Annotated in this window: 16 protein-coding genes, 2 tRNA genes and 1 pseudogene; 17 read left to right on the top strand and 2 right to left on the bottom strand. The window is 65.6% G+C overall.

Translation table 11 applies throughout. The features are described from left to right. Positions 1 to 30: 30 nt before the first annotated feature. The 9 genes from obgE to FYJ92_RS10875 all read left to right on the top strand — a co-directional run bounded on the left by obgE (position 31) and on the right by FYJ92_RS10875 (position 7,370). The gene (gene obgE, locus FYJ92_RS10915; protein WP_185260762.1) at positions 31 to 1,620 is read left to right on the top strand and encodes a GTPase ObgE; all 1,590 of its coding nucleotides are present in this window, start codon (positions 31 to 33) and stop codon (positions 1,618 to 1,620) included. A 10-nt stretch (positions 1,621 to 1,630) separates the two neighbouring features. Next, a complete protein-coding gene (proB, locus tag FYJ92_RS10910; RefSeq protein ID WP_185260761.1) occupies positions 1,631 to 2,779 on the top strand; it encodes a glutamate 5-kinase in 1,149 nt (382 codons plus the stop codon). 26 nt (positions 2,780 to 2,805) lie between these two features. Continuing rightward, the gene (locus FYJ92_RS10905) at positions 2,806 to 4,158 is read left to right on the top strand and encodes a glutamate-5-semialdehyde dehydrogenase (protein ID WP_185260760.1); all 1,353 of its coding nucleotides are present in this window, start codon (positions 2,806 to 2,808) and stop codon (positions 4,156 to 4,158) included. Between the two features lie 75 nt (positions 4,159 to 4,233). Beyond that, positions 4,234 to 4,464: a hypothetical protein gene (locus FYJ92_RS10900; RefSeq protein WP_185260759.1), complete on the top strand. Its 231-nt coding sequence runs from the start codon at positions 4,234 to 4,236 to the stop codon at positions 4,462 to 4,464. Positions 4,465 to 4,519: 55 nt separating this feature from the next. After that, positions 4,520 to 5,134, top strand: coding sequence for a nicotinate-nucleotide adenylyltransferase (nadD, locus tag FYJ92_RS10895; RefSeq protein WP_255482030.1), 615 nt, complete (start codon positions 4,520 to 4,522; stop codon positions 5,132 to 5,134). A 7-nt stretch (positions 5,135 to 5,141) separates the two neighbouring features. After that, positions 5,142 to 6,440, top strand: a complete 1,299-nt coding sequence (locus tag FYJ92_RS10890; RefSeq protein ID WP_185260757.1) for a hypothetical protein — start codon at positions 5,142 to 5,144, stop codon at positions 6,438 to 6,440. Between the two features lie 48 nt (positions 6,441 to 6,488). Then, positions 6,489 to 6,890 carry a ribosome silencing factor gene (gene rsfS, locus FYJ92_RS10885; RefSeq protein WP_185260756.1) on the top strand — a complete coding sequence of 134 codons (402 nt, stop codon included), beginning with the start codon at positions 6,489 to 6,491 and terminating at the stop codon, positions 6,888 to 6,890. Between the two features lie 100 nt (positions 6,891 to 6,990). Beyond that, positions 6,991 to 7,063: transfer RNA gene (locus tag FYJ92_RS10880), tRNA-Ala, on the top strand. 231 nt (positions 7,064 to 7,294) lie between these two features. Beyond that, positions 7,295 to 7,370: transfer RNA gene (locus tag FYJ92_RS10875), tRNA-Ala, on the top strand. A 98-nt stretch (positions 7,371 to 7,468) separates the two neighbouring features. On the opposite strand, the gene FYJ92_RS10870 is transcribed toward FYJ92_RS10875, so the two are convergent. Then, positions 7,469 to 8,770 (bottom strand): cyclopropane-fatty-acyl-phospholipid synthase family protein, encoded by a 1,302-nt coding sequence (locus FYJ92_RS10870; RefSeq protein WP_185260755.1) that lies wholly within the window; start codon positions 8,768 to 8,770, stop codon positions 7,469 to 7,471. Between the two features lie 84 nt (positions 8,771 to 8,854). Here FYJ92_RS10870 and FYJ92_RS10865 point away from each other — a divergent pair, with 84 nt between their 5' ends. The 7 genes and pseudogenes from FYJ92_RS10865 (at position 8,855) to FYJ92_RS10835 (ending at position 15,249) form a co-directional block, all read left to right on the top strand. Further along, complete coding sequence (locus tag FYJ92_RS10865; RefSeq protein ID WP_185260754.1) at positions 8,855 to 9,208, top strand: zinc ribbon domain-containing protein YjdM; 354 nt, start codon at positions 8,855 to 8,857, stop codon at positions 9,206 to 9,208. A gap of 15 nt (positions 9,209 to 9,223) precedes the next feature. Next, positions 9,224 to 9,418: pseudogene (locus tag FYJ92_RS10860) on the top strand (pyridine nucleotide-disulfide oxidoreductase); the annotation flags it as partial. Positions 9,419 to 9,435: 17 nt separating this feature from the next. After that, positions 9,436 to 10,596 (top strand): class I SAM-dependent methyltransferase, encoded by a 1,161-nt coding sequence (locus tag FYJ92_RS10855; RefSeq protein ID WP_255482029.1) that lies wholly within the window; start codon positions 9,436 to 9,438, stop codon positions 10,594 to 10,596. Between the two features lie 180 nt (positions 10,597 to 10,776). After that, positions 10,777 to 11,979, top strand: coding sequence for an ROK family transcriptional regulator (locus tag FYJ92_RS10850; RefSeq protein WP_185260752.1), 1,203 nt, complete (start codon positions 10,777 to 10,779; stop codon positions 11,977 to 11,979). A gap of 118 nt (positions 11,980 to 12,097) precedes the next feature. Further along, positions 12,098 to 13,447 carry an extracellular solute-binding protein gene (locus FYJ92_RS10845; protein WP_185263763.1) on the top strand — a complete coding sequence of 450 codons (1,350 nt, stop codon included), beginning with the start codon at positions 12,098 to 12,100 and terminating at the stop codon, positions 13,445 to 13,447. 3 nt (positions 13,448 to 13,450) lie between these two features. Next, the gene (locus FYJ92_RS10840; RefSeq protein ID WP_185260751.1) at positions 13,451 to 14,368 is read left to right on the top strand and encodes a carbohydrate ABC transporter permease; all 918 of its coding nucleotides are present in this window, start codon (positions 13,451 to 13,453) and stop codon (positions 14,366 to 14,368) included. Then, complete coding sequence (locus FYJ92_RS10835; RefSeq protein ID WP_185260750.1) at positions 14,365 to 15,249, top strand: carbohydrate ABC transporter permease; 885 nt, start codon at positions 14,365 to 14,367, stop codon at positions 15,247 to 15,249. Before FYJ92_RS10840 ends, FYJ92_RS10835 begins: the two co-directional genes overlap by 4 nt. Before the next feature lie 32 nt (positions 15,250 to 15,281). On the opposite strand, the gene FYJ92_RS10830 is transcribed toward FYJ92_RS10835, so the two are convergent. Beyond that, positions 15,282 to 15,485, bottom strand: a complete 204-nt coding sequence (locus tag FYJ92_RS10830; RefSeq protein ID WP_185260749.1) for a hypothetical protein — start codon at positions 15,483 to 15,485, stop codon at positions 15,282 to 15,284. Positions 15,486 to 15,639: 154 nt separating this feature from the next. Between FYJ92_RS10830 and FYJ92_RS10825 the strand changes: the two genes are divergently transcribed. Further along, positions 15,640 to 16,647 (top strand): MoxR family ATPase, encoded by a 1,008-nt coding sequence (locus tag FYJ92_RS10825; RefSeq protein ID WP_185260748.1) that lies wholly within the window; start codon positions 15,640 to 15,642, stop codon positions 16,645 to 16,647. Positions 16,648 to 16,652: the final 5 nt, after the last annotated feature.

Genomic DNA, 16,652 nt, shown 5'->3' with positions numbered 1-16,652 from the left:
GCGTCAGGAAACAGCACTGAGGAGATCCACGTGGCGAGCTTTGTAGACCGGGTAGTACTGCACGTATCCGGCGGTACCGGCGGCCACGGCTGTGTCTCTGTTCACCGGGAGAAGTTCAAACCCCTGGGCGGTCCCGACGGCGGCAACGGCGGCGATGGCGGTGACGTCATCCTGCGCGTTGATCACCAGACCACCACGCTGCTGGACTACCACCACGCCCCGCACCGCCACGCAACCAACGGTGGCCCCGGCATGGGTGACTGGCGCGGCGGCAAGAGCGGGGAGACCCTCATCCTGCCCGTACCGGACGGCACCGTAGTCAAGGCCAAGGACGGCACCGTCCTGGCGGACCTCGTCGGCGAAGGCGCCGAGTATGTGGCGGCTGCCGGTGGTCTGGGCGGCCTCGGCAATGCCTCGCTGTCCTCGCAGAAGCGCCGTGCCCCGGGCTTCGCCCTGCTGGGCATCGAGGGGGACGCCCGTGACATTGTGCTGGAACTGAAGTCCATCGCGGATATCGCACTGGTGGGTTTCCCCTCTGCCGGCAAATCCAGCCTGATCGCGGCCATGTCCGCCGCGCGCCCCAAGATCGCTGATTACCCCTTTACCACGCTGATCCCGAACCTGGGTGTTGTCCAGTCCGGCGATGTCCGATTCACCATTGCCGACGTCCCGGGCCTGATCGAGGGCGCCAGCGAAGGCAAGGGCCTTGGCCACCACTTCCTGCGCCATGTGGAGCGCTGCGCCGCCCTGGTACACGTACTGGACTGCGGCACGCTTGAATCGGACCGTGACCCGTTGGCAGACCTGGCCATTATCGAGGCCGAGCTGGAAAAGTACTCCGTAGACATGAGCTTCGCGGGTGCCGACGGCGAAGTGGTTCCGCTGAACCACCGCCCGCGCCTGGTCGCCTTGAACAAGGTAGATCTTCCGGACGGCAAGGACATGGCTGAATTTGTCCGCCCGGAACTCGAGTCACGCGGCTACCGGGTCTTCGAGATCTCGGCTACCAGCCACGAGGGTCTCCGCCAGCTGGGCTTCGCCATGGCCGAAATCGTTCAGGCCGCCCGTGCCGCCCTCGCGGCCGCCCCGCCCAAGGTCCAGCCGCCCATTCTGCGGCCCCGGGCCGTCAACGAATCCGGTTTCAAGATCCGCCGCGAGGAAAAGAACCTCGAGCCGCTCTTCCGCGTACTGGGCGACAAGCCCGTCCGCTGGGTCAAGCAGACCGACTTCACCAACGAGGAAGCCATCGGTTACCTCGCCGACCGCCTGGCCAAGCTCGGCGTCGAAAACGAACTGTTCAAGCAGGGCGCCACTCCGGGCGACACCGTGGTAATCGGCGAGGACGACGGCGTTGTCTTCGACTGGGAACCCACCATGATGGCCGGCGCGGAACTGCTGGCGGCGCCGCGTGGCACCGACGTCCGCTTCGCCGACATTGGCGACAGGCCTACCCGCGGGCAGAAGCGGGACGAGCAGGTCGAACGCCGTGAAGCCAAAGCCGCCGCCCGCGCCGAACTCGAGGCAGAGCGCAAGGCCGGGATCTGGACCGAATCGGTCAGCGGCCGCCGCACTGCGAAGCCGGTCACTGAAAGTGGACTGGGCGTTGAAGATGACGAGTGAGGCCACTGAAATGAGCGAAAATTCGGCCGTAATCATCGAGGAACCCAAAGACGACCGCAGTGTGCTCGCCCGGGCCCGCCGGATCGTTGTCAAAGTAGGGTCGTCGTCGCTGACCAGCATCAAGGGCGGCATTTCGGAAGAGTCCCTGACCGCCCTCGCAGATGTCTTGGCCGCCAAACATAACGCCGGCACGGAAATTATCCTGGTTTCCTCGGGAGCCATTTCCGCAGGGCTTGCGCCCCTCGGTCTGGTGAAGCGCCCGCGTGACCTCGCCACCCAGCAGGCCGCCGCCAGCGTGGGTCAGGGCCTGCTCATGGCGCGCTACACGCACGCATTCGGCGCCCACGGCGTCACCGTCAGCCAGGTACTTCTGACTGCAGATGACCTCATGCGTCGCAGCCACCACGCGAACGCGTTCCGTGCACTGAACCGCCTCCTCAACCTCGGCGTGGTGCCGGTGGTCAACGAAAACGACACTGTTGCCACGCACAAGATCCGTTTCGGTGACAACGACAGGCTCTCAGCGCTCGTGGCCCATCTGGTCCGTGCTGACGCCCTGATCCTGCTGTCCGACGTCGACTCGATATACGATGGCCCGCCCGCCAAGGGTGCCAAGCGCATCTCCCAGGTGGACGGCCCCGAAGATCTTGAGGCAGTGACCATCGGGAAGCCGGGCAAGGCAGGCGTAGGCACCGGCGGAATGCAGACTAAAGTCGAGGCTGCCATCATGGCCGCCGATTCCGGCATCCCGGCGCTGGTCACCTCCACCGCGAACGCCGCAGCCGCCCTGTCCGGTGAGGACGTGGGGACCTGGTTCACCGTCAACAGCGGCCGGAAGTCCGTGCGGATGATGTGGCTCGCCCACCTGGCGCATGTCCAGGGCCGGCTCTTTCTTGACGACGGCGCCGTGCATGCTGTGCGGGACAATCGCTACTCGCTGCTCCCCGCCGGAATTTCATCGGTGGACGGCAACTTCGAAGCCGGCGACGCCGTCGAGATGGTGGCCGGCGACGGTACCGTCATCGCGCGCGGTTTGGTTAATTACTCTTCCGAAGAGCTGCCTCAGATGCTGGGCCGTTCCACAGTGGAACTGGGCGAGTCCCTGGGCCGCGGATTCGACCGTGAGGTTGTCCATATCGACGACCTGGTTCTGGTCTGACCGGTCCGCTCGCCTAGACTTGAAGGATGACTGAGGCACTGATTTCCCAAGCCCCTGGCAATTTCAACGATTCGAACGCGGTTCCTTCCGGGCCGGAACGGGGGAGTACCCCCACTCCTGCGGAGGTCGAGACAGCGGTCCACATCATCGCTGACCGCTCGCGGCAGGCTGCCCGCCAGATGTCCGGGGCCAACCGCGCCTTGAAGGACAGTGGCCTCCGGGCCATCGGTGCTGCCCTGCTGGACCGGAAGGACTTGATCCTGTCCGCCAACGCCAAGGATGTTGCGGCCGGCAAAGCCAACGGCACGTCGGCGGCCCTGCTGGACCGACTCACCCTGACTGACAGCCGGATCGACGGGCTCGTCGCTTCCCTGGAGAACCTGGCCAGCCTGCCGGATCCGGTAGGAAACGTCGTCCGCGGCCAGACCCTGCCCAATGGGCTGCGGCTGCGCCAGATCAACGTGCCCATGGGAGTGGTGGCCGCCATTTACGAGGCCCGCCCCAACGTCACGGTAGACATTGCCGGACTTGGCCTCAAGAGCGGGAACGCCGTCATCCTCCGCGGCGGAACTGCTGCCGCTTTCACCAACGAAGCACTGGTCCAGATCCTCCGCGAAGCCCTGCACTCCGTCGGGCTGCCGGCGGACGCCGTTCAGACTGTGGACCAGTACGGCCGTGAAGGTGCGAATGCGCTGATGCGTGCCCGTGGCCGCGTTGATGTCCTGATCCCGCGCGGCGGCCGGGACCTGATCCAGTCCGTGGTGCTGAACGCCGCCGTGCCGGTCATCGAGACCGGTGAGGGCAATGTGCATATCTTCATCGACGAATCCGCCAGCGAGGACATGGCGGTGGAGATCGTGCTGAACTCCAAGACCCAGCGGCCCAGTGTCTGCAACACCGTGGAGACCCTGCTGGTCCATTCGAAGTCCACTGTGTTGCCCGCTGTGGCTGCCGCGCTGCGCGGTGCCGGCGTCACGCTCCATGCCGACGAGCGCATCCGGGCGGCCCTGCCGTCCTCAATTGAGTCCGAGCCGGCAACTGATGAGGACTGGGCAACCGAGTACATGGACCTGGACCTCGCCGTGGCCATGGTGGACAGCCTGGATGACGCCGTGAAGCACATCCGGACCTGGACCACGGGCCACACCGAAGCCATCCTTACCAACAACCTCGCCAACGCGGAACGGTTTATCGCCGAGGTTGATTCGGCGGCGGTGATCGTCAACGCATCCACGCGGTTTACCGACGGCGGCGAGCTGGGCCTTGGTGCCGAGGTTGGCATCTCCACGCAGAAGCTGCACGCGCGCGGCCCCATGGGACTGACTGAGCTCACCACCACTAAGTGGATCGTTCAAGGCGAGGGCCAGGTCCGCGCGTAGCAACGCGGTAATATAGACAGAAGTCCGGACCGGCGGGACAATCCGCTGCCACATCCTTGAACCTTAGGGGAGAAAATGCTGCTCCAGCAGATTGCCATGACCGTTGCCGAAGGCGGAGAACACGCACCCGCTCCGATCTGGGCTGAGCCGTGGGTCTTCGGCGTATCCATTTTCGCCATCCTGCTGGTGTTGATGTTCGTCACTCTGTCCTACTCCAACCTGGGCAACCGGCACGCGGTAACGGACGAGCACGCTGATCCGCACCGCCAGCACCCCAACAAGCACGATCACGGCCAAGGCCACTGACATTTCGCGTGTTCTGCACCGTGACGGTGCGCAGGGGCGGCTGCGGCTGGGCGTGATGGGCGGGACGTTTGATCCTATCCACCACGGCCACCTTGTTGCAGCCAGCGAGGTGGCCGCCAAGTTCGGCCTGGATGAAGTGGTCTTTGTCCCCACGGGGCAGCCGTGGCAGAAGTCGCACAAGCAGGTCAGTGAGCCTGAGCACCGCTACCTTATGACGGTGATCGCCACGGCATCAAACCCCCGGTTCACCGTCAGCAGGGTGGATGTTGACCGGCCCGGTCCCACGTATACCATTGATACCTTGCGGGATCTCCGGACCCAGCGTCCGGATGCGGATCTGTTCTTCATTACCGGCGCGGATGCGCTGGCGCAGATCCTGTCCTGGAAGGACATTGACGAGCTGTGGTCCCTGGCGCATTTTGTCGGCGTGACACGGCCAGGACATGTGCTTGATGGCATGGGCCGCAAAGACGTGAGCCTTCTGGAGGTGCCCGCCATGGCCATCTCGTCCACGGACTGCCGTGTCCGTGTAGCCGGGAACAACCCCGTTTGGTACCTCGTGCCGGACGGAGTGGTCCAATACATCGCCAAATATGGTCTGTACGCCGCGGGATCAGATCCCGAGGACGTCCGAACTACCGAAACAGATGAGCCAGCCAGTACTGAATGAGTCCTCAATGAGTCAGGAAAAGCCCCCCGTCCGCAGCCGCCGCGAACTGCGGCAGGCCAGAGATGAGAACACGGCTCCCGGGTCCAACGGCCCGGGCCAGGTTTCGCCTGCCTCAAAACAACGGCGCGCGGCTGACGCCCCGGTGGACTCCGTCCCCGAGCAGACCCAGGCGCAGCGGTCCTCGCAGATAAGGGCCCGCGACCGCGCGGCCCTTCGTGCCATTAAGGAACTTGAGGAGAAAGAGGGCCAGCTTTCCGCTGGCGGCCCTCCGACCCGCAGGCAGCTGCGGCTCCAGCAACTGAAGGAACAGGCCGTCACCTCGGCCAATCCCATCATTCCAGCTCCCATGGGGCAGCCACTGCCAAGCCAACCTGCGCCGAGCCAACCTAAGCCAGGGCAGGCCCAGCCGGGTCAAGCCAAGCCAGGCCCGTCGAAGCCGGGTCACGGCGCCGCTGTATCCGCAGAAAAGGCCGGGCCCGCCGCGCCGGCCAAGGATTCAGGTGTTCCGGCTGGCATGAGCGTGGAACAGGCACTCGCGGCCCGCACACTCATCGCCGAGCAGGCCAGGAACCAACTGGCCAAGATGGAACACATCGCCTCGCTGGACCCCGAAGCAGTGGATCCGGACATCCTTGCGGAACAGATCGCCTTGGCCGAGCGTGCGGCGGTGCTCAACCGCCGGGCGATGGCCAAGCAGAAGCTGGCCGAGCAGGCTGCCCCTGTGCAGCCGGCATCAGCGCCCACGCAGGCTGCCACCACGCGGGCCGCGGCCACCCAATCCGTTCCCCAGACTGGCCCGGCCACCGCCGACAACCTGGCCATGGTGACGCCGCTGGAATTTGTGCAGGTACCCGGCGTCGACCGTCCTGTGATGAAACCCCCCGCGACCTCCTACGTGCCACTGTTGACCCAGCCCGGACCGAAGGTCCGGGCCGGCGGAAAGAGCCGCCGGCCGGCCACTGCTTCACAGGCGCCGGCCGCGGGTTCTGTACCGGCAGCCGCTTCCGGCCGTTCCAGGGTGATCGCCCGTGCGGAAGCTGCTGCCAGAGCGGCCGCGGCACCGAAGCGTATCCTCCCCGTCCAGTCCGTCATAGCTGATACGCCGGCGGGGGAGCCGGACGACCTGTTCGATGACCGGCCGCGCATCCCGGCACGGTCAGCACACGGGCTGGAGCCGCTGGATGCGGCAACGGCAGGCCTGGCCCGCGCGAAACGGCTCCGGCTCATGCAGGTCCTCGTTCTGGCTTTTGGAATCGTGGCCCTAATTTCCGGCGTCATCCTCATCGTCAGCGGCATCTCCAGCTGACCGGGTAACGCCCTTTTACGAAGCTTTAGAAAAACTACAAGGAGTCCCATGACTGCAACAGATTCATCCATCGCCATTGCCCGCCAGGCCGCCAAGGCCGCCGCGGACAAGATTGCCCACGACATCGTGGCCCTCGATGTCAGCGAACGCCTGGCACTGGCAGACGTTTTCCTCATCGCATCCGCGCCGAGCGAGCGCCAGGTCAACGCCATCGTTGACGGCATCGAAGAAGAACTTTCCAAGCAGGACCTCCGTCCGGTACGCCGCGAAGGCCGCTCCGGGGGGCGCTGGGTACTGCTGGATTACTCGGACATCGTCATCCATGTCCAGCATGAAGAGGACCGCGTTTTCTACGCCCTGGAGCGTCTGTGGAAGGACTGCCCTGTAGTTGACCTGCAGCTTGGCGAAGACACTTCAGCCAAGACGACGGCGGCTTCCGACTCCGAATAGCAGGCCTTGCGGGCCCGAATATGCCCGATTTGGAATTTTCGGAAAAGCTGGTCTAAGATATTTGAGTTGCTCCGGGGAGACCGCGGAGTAACGAAGGTCCGGGGCTGTGGCGCAGCTGGTAGCGCACCTGCATGGCATGCAGGGGGTCAGGGGTTCGAGTCCCCTCAGCTCCACCGGATAATCCGCCGGAATCGAAAGATTCCGGCGGATTTTTTTGTGCCGCCGAACTCCCTGCTTGCCGCGGATTGCCGCCGGAATCCCGTCGTCTGGCATCTGTTCCCAGCACGCATGCGAACAAACCTAGGAATTTGCGGCCGGCGCTCCCGATTGGCGCACCGCGCAGATTTCTATTAAGCTGATCAGGTTGCTTCGGGCGGTCTGCACCGCTTGTGGAACAGAAGTTTGGGGCTGTGGCGCAGCTGGTAGCGCACCTGCATGGCATGCAGGGGGTCAGGGGTTCGAGTCCCCTCAGCTCCACCAAACAGGACCTTGGTCCGCAAAAAGGAGCCACCCGGCCGGGTGGCTCCTTTTTGTTTCCTGAGCGAGCCCGGAGCGGTAGGCGCCCGGGTAGTGAAAGCTCAGATCCACTCAATCCGACGCAGCGGCGGCCTGTCCACGCCGGCGCGCTGGACCAGCACCTGGTTGACGCCCGTGATCCCGGTTTCAAAGCCCAGGGCACTTGAGGCCATATAGAGCCGCCACACGCGTGCCTGGCCCAGGCTGGTGAGCCGGACGGCTTCGTCCCAGTTCGCTTCGAGCCTGCGCACCCACGCCCGCAGGGTCAGCGCATAGTGCTGGCGCAGGGCCTCCACGTCCAGCACCTCAAACCCGCCGGTCTCCAGCGAGCTGACCATCTCGCCCAGGCTGATCATCTCGCCGTCCGGAAAGACGTAGCGCGGTATGAAAGAATCCGGATCAGGCTTGGTGCGGCCGGCGTTCCACGAGATGGCGTGGTTGAGCAGCCGGCCGCCGGGACGGAGCAGGCCGTGCAGCACGTCGACGTAGTGGGGTGTCTGTTCCCGGCCCACGTGTTCGGACATACCGATGGAGCTGATGGCGTCGAACGGCCCGTCGGAGATATCCCGGTAATCCTGCACCCGGATATCGATGTTTTCAGTCAGGCCGGCGTGGGCCGCACGTTTGCGCGCCAGCACGGCCTGCTCCGTGGAGAGCGTCACCCCCACCACCGTGACGCCGTAGTGCTGCGCCGCGTGCAACGCGAAGCTGCCCCAGCCGCAGCCCACATCCAGCACCCTCATCCCGGGCCTCAGCCCCAGCTTCCGGCAGACAAGGTCCAGCTTGGCCTGTTGTGCCTCATCCAGTCCGGCCGGAAGGCCGCGGCCGGCGAGTCCGTCCGCCCACACGGCGCAGGAGTAGACCATCGACGGTCCCAGCACGAGGGCGTAAAAGTCGTTGCCGACGTCGTAATGGTGCGAGATGGCCGCGGCGTCGCGCTGCCGGGTGTGGAGCCGGCCCTTCCGCGTGACCTTTGCTTCCTCCGGCGGCGGAGCAGGGTTGACGCCCACCGCGCCAAGCCGGACGGCCGCCCCGAACAGCGTGGCGAGTTCACGCGGAGTCAAGGGCCGGAAGGGGCCGGGCTCGGAAAACTTTCCCACCGAGCTGAGCGCTGTGAAGGCCGCAAAGATGTCGCCGGGGGCGTCGATGTCCCCGGCCACGTAAGCACGGCTGAGCCCGAGCTGCCCGGGTGACCACAGGATCCGGCGCAGGGCCCGGCGTGACCTGAACTCGAGGACCGGGGCGTCGGGCGGCCCCGCCTCGGAACCGTCCCATGCCCGGAGGCGCAGGGGTATCTCCGCCGTGCCCAGGACGATGCACAGTGCGTTGGCCAGCAGCGACGCTGCCCCTTTTTCGGTTGTCATGGTCCTCGCCTTTCGTCTGCCTAGGGCCAACAGTACGACGGCGGCGCGCGCCTGTCAGCGCAGCGGCGCGTTTATCATGGGGGAGTGAATGAGACGTTGCCGCCATGCCCCGAATGTTCCAGTGCCTTCACCTACGAGATGGGTGCGCTCCTGGTCTGCCCGGAATGCGGCCACGAGTGGACCGCCGAGGCAGCGGAGGCCACGGCAGAGGCCGGGCCGCGGGTCATCAAGGACGCAGTGGGCAACATCCTCGCCGACGGCGACACCGTCACAGTGGTCAAGGACCTGAAAATCAAGGGCAGCTCCGGTGTCATCAAGGTAGGCACCAAGGTCCGGGGCATCCGGCTGTTGGACGGTGTGGGCGATCACGACATCGACTGCAAAGTGGACGGTGTGGGTCCCATGCAGCTCAAATCCTCCGTGGTGAAGAAGGTCTAGCAGAAACCGGCCACGCCGCTGCACCTCAGGGGACCCGGCGGCGGCATTGCCATGGAAGGGACCCAGGTGGCAATTGAGCCGCGCGTCCATCTGGTGGGTTACGGGCCGTCGTCGTCCACCATCGGAGCAAACAGGGCGGGCCGGGCGGCCGTCACGGCCGTCCTCAAACTGTCCGCGCTTGCAACAACCGCATCAACCACCATTACATGACCAGATCGCAGGAACCAGTGGCACAGAACGCTCTTGAGGACATTTTCGGCGCGCTCCGGCGCCACCCGGACGTCGAAGCCCCGAACCTCCGGGCCTGGGACGCCACAGACCGACTCCTGTTGGAAGCCGCCGCAGCGCGCACGGAACCCGGTGCACGGCTGGCAGTGATCGGAGACCGCTACGGTGCCCTCACCCTCGGTGCACTGGGTGCCCTAGGGGTCCGGCGGGTCCGTGTTCACGAGGATCTCATCACCGGGGAGCGCGCCCTGCGGAACAACGCCGCCGAGTTGGGCTTCGAAGCCGCAGCTCCCGGAGCCGTTGACGCCACGGGGTTCGAACAATTGCCGCTGGGGGAGGAACTGCTCTCCGGCGCGGAACTGGTGCTGCTTCAAATGCCGCGGACGCTGGCGGAGCTTGAAGAAATCGCAGCCGCCGTGGCGCGCTATGCCGCCCGTGGCGTGGTGCTGCTCGCCGGCGGGCGGATCAAGCACATGTCCCTGGGAATGAACGCAATCCTGGAACGCCACTTCGAGACCGTCCAGCCGCAGCTGGCTCGGCAGAAGTCGCGCTTCATCCTGGCCAGCGGCGCCCGGCCAGCTGAGACGCACGAGTGGCGTCCCGCCGTCGAACGTCTTGCCGAACTGGACCTGGACGTTGCTGCGCACGGTGCCGTCTTTGCCGGAGCGAAACTGGACATCGGGACCCGGTTTCTCCTGACGTTCCTGCCCGAGATGCCACAGGCCAGGCACGCCATCGACCTGGGCTGCGGCACCGGTATCCTCGCCGCCATATACGCCCGCCAGAACCCGGCGTCCAGGGTCACGGCAACGGACCGGTCCGCAGCCGCCGTCGCCTCCGCCAGGGCCACGGCGCTGGCCAACGGCCTCGAGGACCGGATTACCGCCCTCCAGGATGACGCAATGAGCACCTTCCCCGCCGGAAGCGCCGAGCTGGTCCTGTTGAATCCGCCCTTTCACCTGGGCGCCAGTGTGCATGCCGGTGCGGGCATCAAACTGTTTGAGGCGGCAGCCAGGGTCCTGGCTCCGGGCGGCGAGCTGTGGACGGTCTTCAACCGGCACCTGCAGTACCTCCCGGCGCTGGAGCGGCTGGTTGGTCCCACCACTGTGAAGGGCGGCAATCCAAAGTTCACGGTGGCGGTCAGCACCCGACGGCCGTAGGCGTGCCAGCATGACAACGTGGCGCCCCGGCCGCGACGCGGCCCGACCTCCGGGTCTGGGCGTTGAACAGGAGGTAACGTACCATTCAGACATCATGAACACGCGGCCGAAAACCTAGGGGAGACCGTGCCAGAAATCCGCCAGTCCTCGGCGCCACGGCGCGGGACTAATCTTCCGCGCATGGGGGACTTTAACCTCACGGTCATCCTCGATGCCATCCGCCGGTCATCCGGGGGTCTGAGCCGCGTGGAGCTTGCCCAGATTGTGGGCCTCTCGCCGCAGACTATCTCCAACATCTCCCGCCGCCTGCTGGACCAGCACCTCATCGTCGAGGCCGGCAAAGAAGGCAGCGGTCCTGGCAAACCGCGCACCATGCTACGCCTCAACCCGGGCGGCATGTACGCCATCGGCGTCCACCTGGACCCCGCCGTCACCACGTTCGTGGTCCTCGATCTCGTGGGCGCCGTTGTACAGCATTCACGGATCAAAACACCGGGCGGGAATGATCCTGTCGCCGTCATGTCCACCATGGCCACCGAGATCGACCAGCTGGTTGCCGAGTCGGGCGTGGACACCAGCAGGATCGCCGGCCTGGGCCTGGCCGCGCCGGGACCCATCGACCTGGACAATGGCACCGTGGTGGATCCGCCGCTGCTGCCGGGCTGGGACCGCGTGGAACTCCGGGACGCCCTGGCCAAGGCCACGGGCTATTCCGTCCTCGTGGATAAGGACGTCACCAGCGCGGCCGTCGCCGAAACATGGGCCGGCGGGCCCAGCGGCTCAGGCAGTTTCATCTTTATGTACATGGGCACCGGGATCGGCTGTGGCATCGTCCTCAACGATGAAGTGGTCCGCGGAACATCGGGGAATGCGGGCGAGATCGGCCACATTGTGGTGGATCCCGATGGCCCGCTCTGCGACTGCGGCCTCCGCGGCTGTGTGAAGTCCTCGGCCATCCCACAGGTGCTCGTTGCCGAGGCCGTTGCCGCCGGTATCCTGGACGGCGCCGGAAAGCACACCAGCGGCGCCGAAGTGCAGCAGGGCTTCGCCCAGCTGTGCGACCTCGCCGATGCCGGCGACCCCACGGCCCTTGCGATCATCGACAGGTCAGCCGCGCTGGTGGCCCGGGCCGTCTCCGTGGTCACCAACACGCTGGATGTGGAACGGGTGGTGTTCGGCGGGCCGTTCTGGAGCCGGATCGCTGACCGTTACCTGGACAAGATCCCGGCACTGGTTGACGCCAACAGCGCGGCCCGCCTGATCCACACCATCGAGGTTGTCGGCACGGGAGTCGGTGAGGACGTGGGCGCCATTGGAGCAGCCTGCCTGGTCCTGGAGCATACCCTGGCGCCCCGGGCGCAGCGGCTTCTCCTGGAGGTCTGAACCGGACGTCTGACCGGGGTCTCCTTGCCAGTGGCAGGAGCCCCATCTAGCATGTGGATATCGCCGCGGCTGGGGCCCGCAGATACAGGGGACGCAGCCATTGACTGAATGGAGCGCCATGCGCCGTGCCCTCAAAATCATTTCACTCTTCGCTGCAGCGGGCTGTGTGCTGTCTGCGTGTTCCCCTGCCGCTCCCGAGGCGGAGACAAAAACGATTAAGGTGGTCTACCAAAAGACCGATTCGTTCCTTGCCCTGGACACGCTCTTCCAGGCGGCGAAGCAGGAGTTTGAGGCTGCCAACCAGGGCGTCACGGTCGCCCTGGAGCCCATCCAGGCGAACGACGACGACTACGGCACCAAGCTGGCCCTCGCCCTCCGTTCGCCCTCCACGGCTCCGGACGTGTTCTATGAGGACACCTTCAAGGTGCGTTCCGACGTCGACGCCGGTTACCTCCTGAAGCTGGACAGCCACCTCGCGGGCTGGGAGGACTGGGATACGTTCGATGACGGCGCCAAGGCGGCCGGTCTGGGGGACGACGGCGGCACCTACGCCGTTCCGCTCGGCACCGACACCCGCGGTATCTGGTACAACAAAAAGGTGCTTACCGCTGCCGGCGTCAGCGTTCCGTGGGAGCCCCGCACCTGGCAGGACATCCTGGACGCTGCCCGGAAGATCAAGGCCAGCGATCCCACCGTGGTGCCGTTCAACATGTACGCCGGAAAGGCCACCGGTGAAGGCACCGTGATGCAAGGCTTTTACGAGCTGCTCTACGGAACCGGGTCACAGCTGTACGACGCCGACGCCAGGAAATGGGTGGTCGGTTCGCCGGGGTTCACCGACTCACTGCGGTTCATCAAGACCCTCTACGACGAAAAACTGGCCGTCTCCCCGGCGGAGGCCCTCGACGCGAATGTGTGGAAGAAGGTCTTCGGCGAATGGCTGCCGCAGGGCAGGATGGGCGCCATTGTGGAAGGGTCCTACACACCGTCGTTCTGGCAGAAGGGTGGCAGCTACGAATGGGCCGAGTACGGGCAGGACATGGGCGTGACAGCGTTCCCCACCCAGAACGGGCAGGCGCCCGGCGGCGTTAGTATGTCGGGCGGTTGGACCCTGGCGGTAGGGGCGGAGACCAAAAACCCGGATCTCGCGTTTGAGTTCCTCTCCACGGCGCTGAACAAGAAGAACTCCCTGGCTTTCAACACCGCCAGCTCCCAGATCGCCGTGCGGAAAGACGTCGCCGCCGACGCCGGCTACCAGGCGGCCAACCCGTTTGTGAAGGACGTGTCCGAGCTTGTGGCCGTTACGCACTACCGTCCCGCGACCGCCGACTACCCCCGGATCTCCGCGGCCGTCCAGGAGGCTACGGAAACCGTGATCACCGGGGCGAAATCCCCGGAGCAGGCTGCCGACGACTATGACACGGCGGTGAAGGGCATCGTGGGTGAGGCCAAGACCGTCGCCAGGTAGCCCGTGGCGGTTTCCCTAACGCGTGACCAGGCCGGCCACCGGCGGCGTCGCCCCGGACTCCGGCGCCGGTCACGGCTGCTCCCGGTTCTCCCGGCCGTGGTTCTGCTGCTTGTGTTTTTGGCCGGCCCCGTGCTGTGGGCCTTCCACGCGTCATTCACCAACGCTGCCCTGACCGGCCGCAACGCCCGCAATCCCGGCTGGATCGGGTTCGACAATTACGCGAGGCTCCTGTCCGATCCGATGCTGCCTCTTTCGCTCGGCTTGACGGTCCTGTTTGTGGGCGGCTCTGCCATCTTGGGCCAGAACCTGCTGGGGCTCACCCTCGCGGTGCTGATGCGGCGGGCCCGCCGCCCGGTGGCCGCCGTCGTTGGTACTGCGGTGGTAGCTGCGTGGGTGCTCCCCGAGATCGTGGCAGCCTTCGCCGCCTACGCCTATTTCAGCCGGGACGGGACCCTGAACCAGGTGCTGGGCGGATTGGGGTTCGGACAGGCCGACTGGCTGTATTCGTTCCCCATGGTGGCCATCCTGCTTGCCAACATCTGGCGGGGCACGGCGTTCTCCCTGCTGGTGTACCGCGCCGCGCTCAATGATATCCCCGGTGAGGTCACGGAGGCCGCGCTGATGGACGGTGCCGGCGGCTGGCAGCGGCTCGCCTTCATCACCATCCCCATGATCCGCGGCAGCATCGCCACGAACCTGATGCTCATCACCCTGCAGACGCTGGCGGTGTTCACCCTCATCTGGGTCATGACAGCGGGCGGCCCCGCCAATACCAGCACCACGCTTCCGGTGCTGGCGTACCTGGAGGCCTTCAAGTTCGGCGACATCGGCTACGGCACGGCGGTGGCGTCAGTGCTGATCCTCATTGGCGTGGTGTTCGGCGCCGCCTACGTCCGGCTTCTGCGGGAGGCCAAACCATGACCACGACGGCGGGGACCTCCGCCCGGGGACAGTTACGGTCCGGGACGGGCGCAGTTTCCCGAGCCCAGCGGCGTGCCCGGAATCCGGCGGACGTGGCGCTGATCCTGATCGGCGCTTGCTTTGTCCTGCCACTGCTGTGGCTAGTGTTTGCGTCCCTCGATGTCTCCGCCGGGCATGAGACGCGGCTCCCGGCTCAAGTCTCCCTGGACAACTTTGCCGCCATCATGACGCCGGGGCTGCTGTTCCAGCCGCTCTGGAACAGCATGGTGCTGTCCGCCGGCACGGCCGCCGTGAACCTCGTGGCTGCGGTGCTCGCGGCCTATCCGCTGTCCCGCTACCAGTCCAGGTTCAACAGGCCGTTTATGTACACTATCCTGTTCGGAACCTGCCTTCCCATTACCGCGATCATGGTGCCGGTATACGGGTTGTTTGTGCAGCTTGACTTGCTGGATTCGATGCCTGCCACGGTCTTTTTTATGGCCACCACCACGTTGCCCATGGCCATCTGGATGACCAAGAACTTTATGGACGCCGTCCCGGTGTCGCTGGAGGAAGCAGCCTGGGTGGATGGGGCGTCGGGGCTGACGGCGCTGAGGACCATCGTCCTGCCCCTGATGCGGCAGGGGCTGGGCGTGGTGTTCATTTTTGTGTTCATCCAGGCCTGGGGGAACTTCTTCGTCCCGTTCATCCTGCTGCTGTCCGAAGCCCGGCAGCCGGCGGCAGTGTCGATCTTCAGTTTCTTCGGACAGCACGGCGCAGTGGCGTACGGCCAGCTGGCCGCCTTCTCCATCCTGTATTCAGTCCCGGTGCTGGCCCTGTACGTCATCGTGGCCAAGGGCGCGGGCAATTCCTTCGCACTCTCGGGTGCGGTGAAGGGCTAGGGGCGCGGGTCTGACGACGCCGACCGGAGCCCTCAGTCGATGTCCTCGACCACCACTCCGAAAGGGATGCTGTCGTCGAGGTGGGCCTGGTGTCCGGTGGGACCCGCGTTGTAGGTGACCCGGACGCCATGGGACCGGTCCGCAGCGGACTGCTGCAGAACCGGCTTGACGGCAAGGATGAACCGCTCGCTCTTGTCGGCGAGAAACTCTTTGTAGCTGGCTGGAAGCTCACTCATGGCAAAAGAATAGACCTGCAGAGCCGCGATGGGGAGGGGTCCCCATTGCCGCCTGACCTGCAGGTGGCTTGGATAGGATGGCGGGCGGTGTGCCGCCGCCCGGCAGCACCACGGCCCATCGCTCTCAAACCGCCATCCTTCAGGGGGAAATCCATTGCTTCAGACCAGTGCGCCCGCACGAATCGACCCGGCGGAACTGGCCCGGGCACAGCAGGTGGTGGCGAACATTTCGCGCAGTTTCAATGCCAAGGTAGTGGGCCAGGCGCGGCTGCGTGAATCCCTGCTGGTGGGCCTGATGACCGGCGGGCACATCCTGCTGGAAAGCGTTCCGGGGCTGGCGAAGACCACCGCCGCGCAGGCCGTGGCCGAAGCAGTGAGCGCAGAGTTCCGCCGGATCCAGTGCACGCCGGACCTGCTGCCCAGCGACATCGTGGGCACCCAGATCTACGACGCCGCCAAGGGCACCTTCATCACCCAGTTGGGGCCGGTGCACGCCAACATCGTCCTGCTCGATGAGATCAACCGGTCCAGCGCCAAGACCCAGAGCGCCATGCTGGAGGCCATGCAGGAGCGGCAGACCTCCATCGGGGGCCAGGAATACCGGCTGCCCTCCCCGTTTATGGTCCTGGCCACCCAGAACCCCATCGAGCAGGAAGGCACGTACCAGCTGCCGGAGGCGCAGATGGACCGTTTTATGCTCAAGGACGTGCTGGACTACCCCACGCCGGCCGAGGAAACAGAAATCATCCGGCGGATCGACGCCGGGGTCTTCAGCCCGGAGCAGAAGCCGGCGGCCACTGCCTCGCTGGACGCCGTCATCGGCGTGCAGGAGCTGGTGAAGCGGATCTACATTGACCCGGCCATCATCAACTACATCGTGGGCCTCGTGTTCGTCACCCGGAACGCCGGGCAGTACATCGACCCGAGGCTCGCCGGCTTCATCGAATTCGGCGCGAGCCCGCGGGCCAGCATTGCCTTCAGTCAGGCCGCCCGGGCAGTGGCCCTGCTTAACGGCAGGGACCATGTGATCCCGGAGGACGTGAACTCCCTCGCCCATCGCGTGCTGCGGCACCGCCTCATCCTGGGATTCGACGCCGTTGCGGAGCAGATGCCGGTGGAGACGATCATCGACGCAGTCGTAGCCTCCGTCCAGACTCCCTGAGGCCG

The sequence above is a fragment of the Pseudarthrobacter sp. NBSH8 genome (genome assembly GCF_014217545.1).
Lineage (GTDB): Bacteria > Actinomycetota > Actinomycetes > Actinomycetales > Micrococcaceae > Arthrobacter.
The sequence above is the reverse complement of the archived record's forward strand: the minus strand, read 5'-3'. Positions and strand labels throughout refer to the sequence as shown.

Coding starts and splice junctions, on each gene's coding strand:
- proB (WP_185260761.1), top strand. CDS start 1,631: ATGAGCGAAAATTCGGCCGTAATCATCGAGGAACCCAAAGACGACCGC.
- FYJ92_RS10905 (WP_185260760.1), top strand. CDS start 2,806: ATGACTGAGGCACTGATTTCCCAAGCCCCTGGCAATTTCAACGATTCG.
- FYJ92_RS10900 (WP_185260759.1), top strand. CDS start 4,234: ATGCTGCTCCAGCAGATTGCCATGACCGTTGCCGAAGGCGGAGAACAC.
- nadD (WP_255482030.1), top strand. CDS start 4,520: ATGGGCGGGACGTTTGATCCTATCCACCACGGCCACCTTGTTGCAGCC.
- FYJ92_RS10890 (WP_185260757.1), top strand. CDS start 5,142: ATGAGTCAGGAAAAGCCCCCCGTCCGCAGCCGCCGCGAACTGCGGCAG.
- rsfS (WP_185260756.1), top strand. CDS start 6,489: ATGACTGCAACAGATTCATCCATCGCCATTGCCCGCCAGGCCGCCAAG.
- FYJ92_RS10870 (WP_185260755.1), bottom strand. CDS start 8,770: ATGACAACCGAAAAAGGGGCAGCGTCGCTGCTGGCCAACGCACTGTGC.
- FYJ92_RS10850 (WP_185260752.1), top strand. CDS start 10,777: ATGGGGGACTTTAACCTCACGGTCATCCTCGATGCCATCCGCCGGTCA.
- FYJ92_RS10845 (WP_185263763.1), top strand. CDS start 12,098: ATGCGCCGTGCCCTCAAAATCATTTCACTCTTCGCTGCAGCGGGCTGT.
- FYJ92_RS10835 (WP_185260750.1), top strand. CDS start 14,365: ATGACCACGACGGCGGGGACCTCCGCCCGGGGACAGTTACGGTCCGGG.
- FYJ92_RS10830 (WP_185260749.1), bottom strand. CDS start 15,485: ATGAGTGAGCTTCCAGCCAGCTACAAAGAGTTTCTCGCCGACAAGAGC.